Annotated in this window: 8 protein-coding genes; 6 read left to right on the top strand and 2 right to left on the bottom strand. The window is 38.5% G+C overall.

All coding sequences use genetic code 11. From position 1 onward, the window contains the following. Positions 1-343: 343 nt before the first annotated feature. Together FNN09_RS19510 and FNN09_RS19505 are read right to left on the bottom strand one after the other, a co-directional pair. On the bottom strand, positions 344-1,933 hold the full coding sequence (locus FNN09_RS19510) for a YfcC family protein (RefSeq protein ID WP_143304169.1): 1,590 nt from the start codon (positions 1,931-1,933) through the stop codon (positions 344-346). Between the two features lie 679 nt (positions 1,934-2,612). Beyond that, a complete protein-coding gene (locus tag FNN09_RS19505) occupies positions 2,613-3,656 on the bottom strand; it encodes a fibrobacter succinogenes major paralogous domain-containing protein (protein WP_143304168.1) in 1,044 nt (347 codons plus the stop codon). 297 nt (positions 3,657-3,953) lie between these two features. On the opposite strand from FNN09_RS19505, the gene hutI reads away from it, so the two are divergent. The 6 genes from hutI to asnA all read left to right on the top strand — a co-directional run bounded on the left by hutI (position 3,954) and on the right by asnA (position 12,733). After that, complete coding sequence (gene hutI, locus FNN09_RS19500; RefSeq protein WP_143304167.1) at positions 3,954-5,201, top strand: imidazolonepropionase; 1,248 nt, start codon at positions 3,954-3,956, stop codon at positions 5,199-5,201. 221 nt (positions 5,202-5,422) lie between these two features. Continuing rightward, positions 5,423-7,111, top strand: coding sequence for a glutamate formimidoyltransferase (gene ftcD, locus FNN09_RS19495; protein WP_143304166.1), 1,689 nt, complete (start codon positions 5,423-5,425; stop codon positions 7,109-7,111). 211 nt (positions 7,112-7,322) lie between these two features. After that, positions 7,323-7,682 carry a dihydroorotase gene (locus FNN09_RS19490; protein WP_143304165.1) on the top strand — a complete coding sequence of 120 codons (360 nt, stop codon included), beginning with the start codon at positions 7,323-7,325 and terminating at the stop codon, positions 7,680-7,682. A 157-nt stretch (positions 7,683-7,839) separates the two neighbouring features. Continuing rightward, entirely contained in the window at positions 7,840-8,319 is a 480-nt protein-coding gene (locus FNN09_RS19485; protein WP_143304164.1) for an outer membrane beta-barrel protein, read from the top strand. A 156-nt stretch (positions 8,320-8,475) separates the two neighbouring features. Continuing rightward, positions 8,476-11,283, top strand: a complete 2,808-nt coding sequence (locus FNN09_RS19480; RefSeq protein WP_143304163.1) for a SprB repeat-containing protein — start codon at positions 8,476-8,478, stop codon at positions 11,281-11,283. A 412-nt stretch (positions 11,284-11,695) separates the two neighbouring features. Continuing rightward, positions 11,696-12,733: an aspartate--ammonia ligase gene (asnA, locus tag FNN09_RS19475; protein ID WP_143304162.1), complete on the top strand. Its 1,038-nt coding sequence runs from the start codon at positions 11,696-11,698 to the stop codon at positions 12,731-12,733. The last annotated feature ends 8 nt before the right edge of the window (positions 12,734-12,741 follow it).

Genomic DNA, 12,741 nt, shown 5'->3' with positions numbered 1-12,741 from the left:
ATGAAACTTAGATTTTATCTATCTGTTTATTAAAGTTAATGCAGCAGATGGAGCTTTTTGCCTAAGTTAAAAATCACGTTTGACTCCTAATTGGTTTTCTCATATTTAGGTATTCCACAAACTAACGATCTGTTTAATTTATTTTCATTTGTCAGATCGAACTCTCAAGTAAATTTCTTCATCCTGTATGGAAATTTAGATATTCAAATTTACATGGTCGTTTCATCATAACAAAGCTATTGTCATTATAAACTAAAAAATGCCATTGAGCTCAATTGGATATTGTAGCACAAAGAATGGACTTTGTCAAGTATTAAGCACGCTTAAGATGATGGTATTTTTTTTAAAAACCATTAAGCTCCATTGTTACTGTCGGAATCAACAACAGGAAACCGATAATCACTAGGGTTATTATTAAAGGGGCTATCCATTTAACCCATTTCGTATACGGTACTTTAGCCACACCAAGCACACCAATAAGTACGGGCGAAGTTGGGGTAATCATGTTGGTAAAGCCATCGCCAAACTGAAATGCCATAACTGTTGCCTGGCGCGATAAACCAATTAAATCGCTAAAAGGAGCCATTATAGGCATGGTTAAAGCGGCCTTTGCCGAACCACTAGGTATGAATATATTGATTAAGGTTTGTATACAATACATGATACCCACCGAGTCAATATTACCCAGGTCACTCATTGACTGAGCCATGCTATTCAAAATGGTGTGAACTATCTTACCATCTTCCAGTATAACAATAATACCGCCAGCTAAACCAACCACCAAAGCGGCCGACATAATATCCTTTGCACCTTCTAAAAATAGCTTGGTAATTTTATCTGCATCACTGCCCATGGCTGCTCCCGATAAAATACCCATGGCCAAAAACAAGGCAGCTATCTCAGTAATGTACCACTCATAGCCCATTACTCCAATGATTAAAAACAGAATGGTAAAACCCAATAAGCTAAGAATGAAAAAGTGTACTTTTTTGCGTAACGACAGAAATCCTGAAATAGCAAAAAAGGCAGCCATAACAGGCATAACAGGCCAGGTAACACCTTCGCCACCGCCCATTTTTAAAGTGGTAGTAGTGTGCTTAAAAGCAAACAACACCAACACAAGTAAGGTTATGCCATACACCCACCAGGCAGCACGGGGTGTAGGACTATCAATGCCATCAATTTTAGCAGCAGTACGTTCGCGCCAGTAGGCATCTTCTTCATATACAGCCGATGATTGTGGGTTCTTCTTTATTTTGCGGGCATACCATAAGATGTAGGCAAAACCAACAATATTGATGACTACCCAACAAACCAGGCGATATTCAAAGCCTGAGAACAAAGGCAATCCGGCCAAGCCTTGTGCAATACCAATGGTAAAAGGATTAAGCACAGCACCTGCAAAGCCAAGACCAGCCGCTACAAATACAATACCAACACCCGTTATACTATCGTAACCCATGGATATGGCCAAAGGCACCAAAACCACCATAAAAGCAATGGTTTCTTCACTCATGCCAAAAACAGCTCCAAATACCGAGAACATCAGCATGATGAGAATGAGAATGAGGTTATTGGCCCCAACAGCACGAATGGCTTTGTAGCGATCGAGCTTTTTCACAAACTCCAAAAAAGAGAGTATGCCCACATCAATGGCTTTGGATGCATTCATAATCCAAAAAGCACCACCAATCATCAGAATAAAAATAATGATGCCCGCACCTTTTTCAAAACCGTTAACCATGGCAGCAAATACCTCCCAGGTCTGCGGTTGACTGTCGATGCTATGAAAAACCATAGCTGTTTGTTCAACACCATCTATTATTTTGGTTTCTTGCACATACTCGCCACCTGGCACAAACCAAGTTGCAACAGCGGCCAATACAATCAATGAGAATACAATAACGTAGGTATGCGGTACTTTTTTAAACATATTTTAAGTATCAAGATGTGAGTATCAAGTATTAGGATGACGCAATAACGTCATAATTTAATTGTTGGCAAAAATAGGATTTTAGTTTTAACACAGAGGCACTAAGACGCGGAGTTTTTTGGAGAGGGTTTGAATGAAGATTAAACAGTAATTAAGTCTTGCTGTCACTATTAGATGAGACGGAAAAGTATCAAGTAACAAGACACAAGTATCAAGATGACGCAATAACGTTATATTTAATTGTTGGCAAAAATAGGATTATAGTTTTAACGCAGAGGCACTAAGACGCAGAGTTTTTTGGAGAGGATTTGAATAAAGATTAAACAGTAATTAAGCCTTGCTGCCACTATTAGATGAGATGGAAAAGTATTAAGTATCAAGATATGAGTATCAAGACTACTCCCATACTGCTTAAAATATGGAGTAGTTTTTAATTAGAACAGAAACTTCCTTAGCATCTTTATGATGCTTAGGAAGTGATATTGGTTTAGTTTATTTTAATGATTTTGCCTTGAGAAAACAGCTGGTTTATTAAGGTGACGTAGCGAGACGCTACGCCTAACAAAGTTGCGCAGGACATAGGTCTTGGCTTAATAATCTAACGAGATGTAAAAGCTAGATAAGGGCTTTTATTTTAGAGAAATGACGTTTGGGATGAATCAATTCAAAACATCTTACATCAATCTTTGATACAACGAATACTTTGCCCCGTCATTAAAGTAATTTTATCAATCAAAAAAACGTTGCTCCCGTTATCTACAATCCGAACGTACCACATTCTATTAACATTTGTATCGTATACTGATTCAGACCTCTCCCCTGAAGCAAAGAAACCAGAAATATTAGCTTCACAATAGTTTGTTTTACCATTTGCGTCATCATCGTAATGCGATGCTACCCTAGCGCCACCTGGAAGGGCAGAAAAACCACTTAAATTAGTATTAGGGTCTAGAACATCCCAACCAGATCTATTTTTTAATAAATATCCTGCTTCATAATGACCTCCTAAATAGTTAATAAGCGTTTCTAACTCCTCTCTTGAAGGCATATGCCAACCCTCAGGGCAAATATTCCTTTCATCAAAAATAGCGTACCCATTATACAAGTAACCAAACTTTTCAGCTTGTTCGCCATCATCATTGTAGGAGCAAAATGCACCCTTACGGGTCTTTAACCAATCTTCATCATCTTGCATTGTAATATTAGTAATTGGATCTCCATTTTGATAATGGGTAACCTTTAAATTTTCTGTCATCCATATTTGATCTCCAATTCTAACTGTCGTATAGCTATTATTATCTATGTCTTTAACAGGATCTTCAGGATGATTTAACCAGAGTGTAAAAGTAAGATTCTCACCATAGGATATTCCTTTTTTATTGATCGCATAAGAACGTACATAGTATTTCAAATTTGAATTCAATTCCGGTATATCAACTGAAAAATCAGCCGCAAGCTCATCGCTATTCTTTTTTGAGTAGTTTGCAATTGTAGGATTTGGCAAGGTATTCCAACACACCCCTTGTTCAACTATACTATCTCCTCCATCTGAAATAATATGTCCTGAAACAGTAACTTGATTATACATCATTTCACTAATTTCAACAGTACTGATCATTGGAAAATCCACTTTCAGCGTTTCATCTTTGTTACACGAGGCTAAAAAAATAATTGCAAGGCCAAAAGAAATAAACAGCCCAAAATTGATGTTAAACTTATTCATATCGACTAGGTTAAGATATTAGGTATTTTAAGTACATAAATTTATTTAATATACTTGGAATAAACAAAACATTATTCTGCGATAGCTAAATGCTAGAAGCAATGTTTTGTCTTGGATGCAATTCACACTAGCTAAATTTACGTAGGCCTAACGTTTGCTGTATTATTTTTTTTGGCAGCAAGCACTATCCACTGCTCTACTTATGACTTTTAAAAAAACCAATTGATTAAAATCATAGACTTACTATCAACAATTATTTTACTTTTAAATCCGTAAAAAGCAGCTAAATACATTGCCATGAAGCAACTATTAATCAAGAACATAAAAACATTGGTTCAGACCGAAAAGGAGAACCAACCCTATATTGCAGGAGCCCAAATGGCTCAACTACCGTCTATTGATGATGCTTACCTATTAATTAAGGGGGCCTACATCAATGCATATGGTAAAATGAGTGACTTGGATGAGTCATCACTAACTGATGATGTGGAAGTGATTGACGCCACCGATAAGTTGGTATTACCAGCCTGGTGCGACTCCCATACCCATTTGGTGTATCCTAAAAGTCGCGATGTAGAGTATGTTGATAAGATTAAAGGATTGAGTTACGAAGAAATTGCCGAGCGAGGTGGTGGCATTCTTAACTCGGCGAAGCTGATGCAAGAGGCCAGCGAAGATGAACTTTTTGAAGGTGCCATGGAGCGTTTGCAAGAAATAATTAAGTGGGGAACTGGTGCTGTGGAAATTAAAAGTGGCTATGGCTTAACGGTAGAGAGCGAGCTGAAGATGCTTCGTGTAATTAAGCGCCTGAAAGAAGCCAGTCCTTTAACCATCAAGTCAACTTTTTTAGGGGCTCACTCTATTCCAATGGAATACCGGGGACAGCAAGAGAAGTATGTTGATTTAGTGATTAATGAGATGTTACCTGCCGTCGCCAAAGAAAAGTTAGCGGACTATGTGGATGTATTTTGTGATGTGGGCTTTTTTACCGTTGAAGATACCGACCGCATATTGGAGGCTGCTGCTAAACTAGGCATGACACCTAAAATTCATGCCAACGAATTGGATTACTCAGGCGGTATTCAAGTGGGTGTTAAATACAAGGCCCTTTCGGTTGACCATCTTGAGTTTACTGGCGAAGAAGAAATGAAAGCCCTTAAAGACTCTGGCACCATGCCAACCATTCTGCCAGGTGCTGCATTCTTCCTCAACATGGCTTATGCTCCTGCTCGCGATATGATGAAAGCTGGCTTACCTGTTGCATTGGCATCTGATTTTAACCCAGGCTCATCGCCATCGGGCAACATGCAGCTGATTATAGCCATGGGCAGTGTATTGTATCGTATGCTACCCGAAGAAGTCATTCATGCAGTAACCAAAAATACGGCCTACGCCATGGGTGTAGATAAAGAATTAGGTTCTATCTGTGTTGGTAAGCGTGCCAATGTAATTATTACCAAAGCCATTCCAGGCATTGAGTATTTACCATATGCTTATGGAGAAAACAAGGTAGAAACAACCATATTAAACGGAGTGAAGGTTTAAAAATAGATTTAAGATATAAGAATCAAGACATAAGACTATTTGCAGCTTGAGTTTTGATTCACAATTGAAATACCACCCCGCCTGTCGGCACCCCTCCTAAAATTCAGGAGGGGACGGCATTGCGTCACTCTCCTTCTTTTAAAGGAGGAGTCCCACATTAGTGGGGAGGTGGTTAAAATATATGGATTAATCTTGATACTAAAATAAAACAAACATATACTATGCAACAACTAATAGAATGCGTTCCTAATTTTTCTGAGGGATGCGATATGACCATCATCGAGAAGATTACCGATGAAATTAAGAAAATTGACGGTGTTAAATTAATTGATGTTGACCCAGGGCAAGCAACTAACCGTACGGTTGTAACCATTGTAGGTACACCGGTAGAAGTTTGCGAAGCGGCTTTTCAGGCAGTTAAAAAAGCACAAGAGCTGATTGATATGCGTGCTCACAAAGGTGCGCACCCTCGTTTTGGTGCTACTGATGTATGCCCTCTGGTACCTGTTGCTAACATTAGCATGGAAGAAACAGTGGAGTATGCCCACAAACTAGCAGAACGCATTGGTACTGAATTAAACATTCCAATCTATTGCTACGAATTTGCAGCTCAAGAAGACAAGCGTAAGAACCTTGCCAACTGTCGCGAAGGCGAATACGAGGCCATCTCAAAACGTATTGGCACAGCTGAGTGGAAGCCAGATTTTGGTCCAGCTGAGTGGAACGAAAGTGTTGCTAAATCAGGTGTTACAGCCGTTGGTGCTCGTAATTTCCTTATTGCTTATAACGTAAACCTTAACACCACCTCTACCCGTAGAGCCAATGCCATTGCATTTGATGTGCGTGAGCGTGGTCGCGTAAAACGTGAGGGCAACCCGGTAACTGGTAAGATTGTAAAGGACGAAAACGGTAATCCAGTGAGCATTCCTGGTATGCTTAAATCGGTAAAAGGTATTGGCTGGTTTATTGAAGAGTATGGTGTGGCTCAAATCTCCATGAACCTAACAGACATCACTGTTACTTCTCTGCACAAAGCTTACGAAGCAGTTTATGAGCGTGCCAATGCACGAGGCATCCGTGTAACGGGTTCTGAAATGGTGGGTGTTGTGCCATTGCAAGCAATGCTTGATGCTGGTAAATACTTCCTACGAAAGCAAGAGCGTTCAACAGGTATTCCTGAGCGTGAGATTATTAAAATTGCTATTAAGTCAATGGGCTTGGATGAGTTATATCCTTTTGATCCAGATAAAAAGATCATCGAATACATCCTTAAAGACGAGAAAAAGCAGTTGATTGACATGAACCTGACTGAGTTTGCTGATGAAACAGCTTCTGAGTCGCCTGCTCCAGGTGGTGGTTCTATTTCTGCTTATGTTGGTTCATTAGGTGCTGCCTTAGGTACCATGGTGGCTAACCTATCGGCTCACAAGCGTGGTTGGGACGATCGTTGGGAAGAGTTTAGTGATTGGGCTGAAAAAGGTATGGCGGTTGAAAAAGAGCTATTGAGCCTTGTTGATGAAGATACCAATGCCTTTAACAAAATTATGGATGCCTTTGGTTTACCTAAAAGCAATGATGCAGAAAAGGCAGCTCGTAAAAAGGCGATTGACGATGCTACTATTTATGCCATTCAGGTGCCTTTCCGCGTGATGGAAGTAGCTTTTAAAGGTTTTGAAGTGATTCGTGCCATGGCCGAAGTTGGTAACCCTAACTCGGTAACCGATGCTGGTGTAGGTGCCTTATGTGCTCGTAGTGCGGTAATGGGTGCTTTCTTAAATGTTAAAATCAACGCTTCTGGCTTGGATGATAAAGCCTATGTGGGAAAGGTACTAGCTGATGGAAAAGTAATCGAAGACAAAGCCATACAAGAAGAAAAAGAGATTCTTGAAATTGTGAATGGCAAGATTTAAATTGACTGTCATTTCCTTGATATAGATTATAAACGGTCGCCGTTAAGGTGGCCGTTTTTAAAGCACTTCCTGCGCAAGCCTTTAACTATGCGCCCTCCTCATCCAAGTTGATACTGGATAATTCTTATTTTCACCCAATACCTGAACTTTTTAGACCAGATTTAACGCTTTAAAAAAGTAAAATACAATCATTTACCTAAAACAAATCAGCATGAAACAAGTATTTTTATTAGCGTTATTATTGGGATTATTCTCAAACGCTTCAGTGGCACAAGGAGAAGCTGCTAACTTTAATGCAGGTGATGTTTTTACCATTGCAAAGGTTGAAAACAACCGCTATCATCACATTAACTTCCCTAAAAACAACTTCATCAGAGTAAAAGGTGGCCTTATCAATTACAACAGTATTATTGGCGAGCAGGTTGTAATACACTCTCTTAAAGAAAAGAAAAATGGAAAGGTAGTCGCTTGCATTAAACTATCATCTGGCAATAAATTCTTCATGAGCCATCGGTATGTAACGGTTGACATATCTGAGGCCATAAGCACAAACGAACTATTACAAAACTAAATAGATCAATCAGGTAAATAACGGCTGCTAAGTAATTAGCGGCCGTTTTTTTTTCTGTACTTTAAAGAGCCTGAGAAACAATCGTTCTATCTTTATTGTTAAAAACCTAGTTCGCAAAAATGAATTAATTATCGACATTCAATTAAAGTTTACCACAATGAAAAAAAACATTTTAATCATCATCGCCCTATTTATTTCGAGCCAGGTATTTGCTCAATCATTTGATTCATCGAAGATACGAGCAGGTGGAGGATTAGTCTTTGCTAGTGAATTCAACAATGTTGGTATTACCTTTAATGGTGTGTACGCTTTTAATGAAAAGTGGGAAGCTGCATTCGCCTATTCACACATTTTTGAAAAAGACTACATTAGCGCCAATGTGTTTGATTTTGATGCCCATTATGTATTTAGTGATAAGGATAAAATAAGCTTTTACGCATTAGCGGGCTTGGCGATCAATTCTGAGAAGGTTAAAGTTCAAGACTTATCTGTTTCAGAAACGTTTACCGGTTTTAATCTAGGAATTGGTATGAATTACCTTTTATCTGAAACATTAAATCTTGCACCTGAGTTTCGTTATACAATCATGGATGGTTCTTACTTTAGACTAGGTGCCAGTTTGCAGTATATGTTTTAAGAATTCTAATTGTACAATTTAAAGAATGGCTACTATGTATAATAGTGGCCGTTTTTTTATCAACTTACCCTGTCTTTTTTACTCTTCCTTTTTTTTGACGAATGTAACTTTTTTGATGACGAGGATGTATACAACATACACCCAAACACGTTACACATGAAATCACGTCTACAAAAAAGGCTTGGCCGGCTGCATGTTGGTATATTGGTCGCCATTTTGCCATTCGGCTCCTTTAACTCAACACTGGCACAAAAATGCAACGACTGCTTCAAAACAGAACTAATCAGTATTTATGAGGAAGATGCCTGTCTGCATGTTGAACTACAAATAAACGCTAACGAATGTGGGCAAGCCCTATCGCATTTCACAATTGAAGTAGCTTGTGGAGATATTACAGACGCCAGCAATTCGGGAAATTGGCCAATGGAAATAAACAACACCGACCCCACCACAAATATCCATGGCCTTAAAGTAGACGACATCAAAAATTTTGGAGAAGATGGGCAAAACAATTCATTTACATTAAAATATACTGTTTGCACCGATAACGAAGAATGTAAAAAGCAACTAATGCACCAGTCATTTGTAGTAGCTTACAAAGCTGGCACTTGCGTATTCACCGATAGCATCACTTTAGTTGAAAACAGACTTGATGCTGAAGTTACGCCAAAACACATCAGCTGCCATGGCGATAACAGTGGAGCCATAGATATATCAATAAGTAACGGAACTCCACCCTATGCATTTGAATGGAGTAATGGTGCAACAACAAAGGATATTGATAATTTAACGGCAGGCACCTACTCTCTTATAATAACAGATGCCAAAGGAGAAACACTTACTCTTGAAACAATTATAACCCAAGCGACTGAATTAAATGTAATTGCTGATATTACACATGCCAACTGTGGTTCTAGCGATGGTGCTATCGAACTAAATGTTTCTGGCGCTAACGCTCCATACGAATACACTTGGAACACAGATGCCACAAGTGCTTCAATTAATAACATAAGTGGAGGAAACTATTCGGTTACCATCACTGATTATGCAGGATGCGTTAATTCATACAGTTATAACATTATAGATCAAACAGATTTGAGAGCGATGGTTAGTACCAGCGTAATAGAATGTTACGAAGAAGGAACTGGCAGTCTCACAGTTACACCTGACCGAGGAACAGAGCCATACACCTACCTCTGGGGTAATGGTAGTACCGATGCCACTGCGGCCAATCTCAGCAGCGGAAGTCATAGGGTTACGGTAACAGATGCCAATGGATGCTCGATTATCAAAACCGGGTATGTCATTATTAAGCAGTTAAATATTCAGCATTCATTAGTTGAGCCTAAATGTTTCGGTGATAATACTGGTTCCATCACGCTTGATATTAGTAATGGTACTGAACCGTATGATATTGCATGGAACACTGGCGATACAACAGCGACTATCAACAACCTAAATGGAGCCTGGTACTGGGCAGACATTATCGATGCCAAAGGATGTACAGGTAAAGAATATGTGAAAGTGAGTGAACCCAATAAGATTAGCCTTAATACAACAGTTACAAGACTTAATTGCGATGCTGCTGATAGCACAATAGTAGTGACTATTAACGGAGCTGGTGGAACCCCTCCTTATGAAATCTACTATAACGATGCTATAATAGATGAAGAAATACATGTTGACAAAGAGGGGTATTATGAATTTACTGCTGTGGATGCAAATGGATGTAGCATTACGCAATCAGTTTATATTCATCGTCCTGATGCTGGCCTCGACATTGCTCTTAATATTCAGCAGCCAAGCTGTGACCAAATAAACGGAACTGCTGAATTAATCTTTGAAAATGGAGCAGCTCCATATGTAATTATGTGGTCAGATGGCAATACCAATGCTATACGCAATGACTTACAAGCTGGTAATTACCAAGTAACAGTTGAAGATACTAATGGATGTACAGCCAGTAAGGAAGTGAACATTAACTTACTTACAATTCCATCGGTAGCGATTATTGCACCTATTGTATCTCCTATTTGCAACACATCAGATAATGTATTAAACGCAGTAGTCGAGAATGCGGAATCATTTACATGGTCAATGCAAGCTAATGAGAGCTCTTGGCACATCCAATCACAAGAAATTAATCAAATTCTTTACAGTTCTGGAGATGGAACAACAGTTGTAAACATTGAAGTAAGCAGTAAAGATGGTTGTACTGTAGTAGATACAATCGAACTCGCTTGTAACAACGACAGTTCTAATGAGAACGGAGGTGGTGACGATAATGAAAATGACGACAACACACCAATAGGCAATTGCGAAAATACATGCTTCGATATTGTACCTGTGGAATGGCAACAAACAAATCCAGGCTGTTACACCTATCACGCAAAAGTAATAACAGATGGAACTTGTCGATATGAATTATCACACCTAACATTACAAATAGACAATGGCACCGTAGAATTGGTTGAGAACTCCAGAAACTGGAAAAGTGAATTAAATAATACCGACCCAACTACAGGCCTACACGGCTTTAAAATTGATGACATCTCCAATTTTGGAAAGACGAACGATAGTTTCGACCTACGCTTCAACATTTGTTTTGATGCTATCAACCCTCAAACTGAATTCACTATAGCTTACAAAGCAGCTCAATGCGTTATACTAGACACGCTTGTGTTTGAAACTACGCATAAGGAATTATCAGCACTTAGTTATCCAAATCCTTTTATTAATCAAACAAATATAGAATTTACACCTGATGAGAATGCTTATGCTATTGTAAATATTTATGGTGTAAATGGTGAGTTAATTGAGTGCTTGTATCAAGGAAATGTTGAAAAAGGCATCAATTACATATTCAACTTTAAGGCTCAAAACAGCGCTAGTAATATATACTTCTACCGCATAATATGTGGCAATCAATCGTGCCAAGGCAAATTAATACAAACGAAAAACTAATATTAGTTCATACTTATTTATATAACGGCTGCTAAAAAAAATAGTAGCCGTTGTTATTTGCGCACAAAAGTAGAAGAAGCATTTAGTGAACCATACTTTGAATGCAGCTTTGTCTCACCGTACCATTTAAGACTTATAAATTTCTAGGTTATTATACAGATATACTCCAGATAAATCTATTCATTTTTTCGATTATTTCATTTCTCCCAAACTCCGGCAACAAAAATAATTCTGTCAATTGAATCAGTAATTCCCTCTGTTTTTATGGACAACTCATCTCAAATCTCAAACTTAGCATTTCTCACACAAACAATCCAAACTTAATGACTTTTGTCATTTAAAGATACTTTTACTTTCGTTTTAATAGTTTTATCCTACCTTTGACTTATAAATCATTAATTAAATCTAAGAAATGGCGAAATTATTCATCCCTCAAAACTACGAACCACTGCTAAACCTAAAGCAGACGGAACATGCGATTAAAACAGTTAAAGATCATTTTCAAACAGCATTATCTGCTGAGCTTCGTCTAAGACGTGTTACAGCACCGTTATTCGTAATGAAAGGTACAGGAATCAATGATGATTTAAACGGTACAGAACGTCCGGTGGCATTTCCTGTGAAAGAATTTAACGATCAACAAGCAGAAGTAGTCCACTCCTTAGCTAAGTGGAAACGCATGATGTTAGCTGATTATGAGATAGAACAAGGTTTTGGCTTATACACTGACATGAATGCAATCCGTCCCGACGAAGAATTAAGTAACATCCATTCTTTATATGTGGATCAATGGGACTGGGAGCGTCACATTACCCCAAGTGAATACACAATTAATTACCTTAAGTACATCGTAAAGAAGATTTATGAGGTAATGAAAAGAACCGAATTTATTGTGTTCGAACGTTATCCTCATATTAAACCAATTTTACCAGAGGATATTACCTTTATTCACGCACAAGAACTACTTGATAAATATCCAGATCTCACACCTAAAGAACGTGAAGATGCTATTGCTAAAGAATATGGAGCAGTGTTTGTTATTGGCATAGGATCGACACTATCACATGGTGAAAAACACGATGGACGAGCACCTGACTATGATGACTGGAGCACTCCTACCAGTAAAGACCAAAAAGGACTTAATGGTGATATTTTAGTGTGGAACCCTATACTGGAACGTTCTTTTGAATTATCATCAATGGGAATTCGGGTAAGTCCAGAAGTGCTTAGCAAGCAACTTGAAATAGAAAACTGTAGCGAACGCAAAGAATTAATGTTTCATAAACGACTGCTAAACAACGAACTACCATTATCTATTGGTGGAGGCATTGGCCAATCAAGGTTATGCATGTTCTTTTTACGAAAAGCGCACATTGGCGAAATACAATCGAGCATTTGGCCTGCAGACATGCGCGAGCAATGCAAAGCAAATAAAATAATACTTGTATAAGCATAAAA

Source organism: Carboxylicivirga sp. M1479 (assembly GCF_007097485.1).
Lineage (GTDB): Bacteria > Bacteroidota > Bacteroidia > Bacteroidales > Marinilabiliaceae > Carboxylicivirga.
This window is presented reverse-complemented; position numbering and strand designations above follow the sequence as displayed.

Excerpts from the sequence above, each read along its gene's own strand:
- FNN09_RS19510 (WP_143304169.1), bottom strand. The coding sequence starts at position 1,933 with ATGTTTAAAAAAGTACCGCATACCTACGTTATTGTATTCTCATTGATT.
- FNN09_RS19505 (WP_143304168.1), bottom strand. The coding sequence starts at position 3,656 with ATGAATAAGTTTAACATCAATTTTGGGCTGTTTATTTCTTTTGGCCTT.
- hutI (WP_143304167.1), top strand. The coding sequence starts at position 3,954 with ATGAAGCAACTATTAATCAAGAACATAAAAACATTGGTTCAGACCGAA.
- ftcD (WP_143304166.1), top strand. The coding sequence starts at position 5,423 with ATGCAACAACTAATAGAATGCGTTCCTAATTTTTCTGAGGGATGCGAT.
- FNN09_RS19490 (WP_143304165.1), top strand. The coding sequence starts at position 7,323 with ATGAAACAAGTATTTTTATTAGCGTTATTATTGGGATTATTCTCAAAC.
- FNN09_RS19485 (WP_143304164.1), top strand. The coding sequence starts at position 7,840 with ATGAAAAAAAACATTTTAATCATCATCGCCCTATTTATTTCGAGCCAG.
- FNN09_RS19480 (WP_143304163.1), top strand. The coding sequence starts at position 8,476 with ATGAAATCACGTCTACAAAAAAGGCTTGGCCGGCTGCATGTTGGTATA.
- asnA (WP_143304162.1), top strand. The coding sequence starts at position 11,696 with ATGGCGAAATTATTCATCCCTCAAAACTACGAACCACTGCTAAACCTA.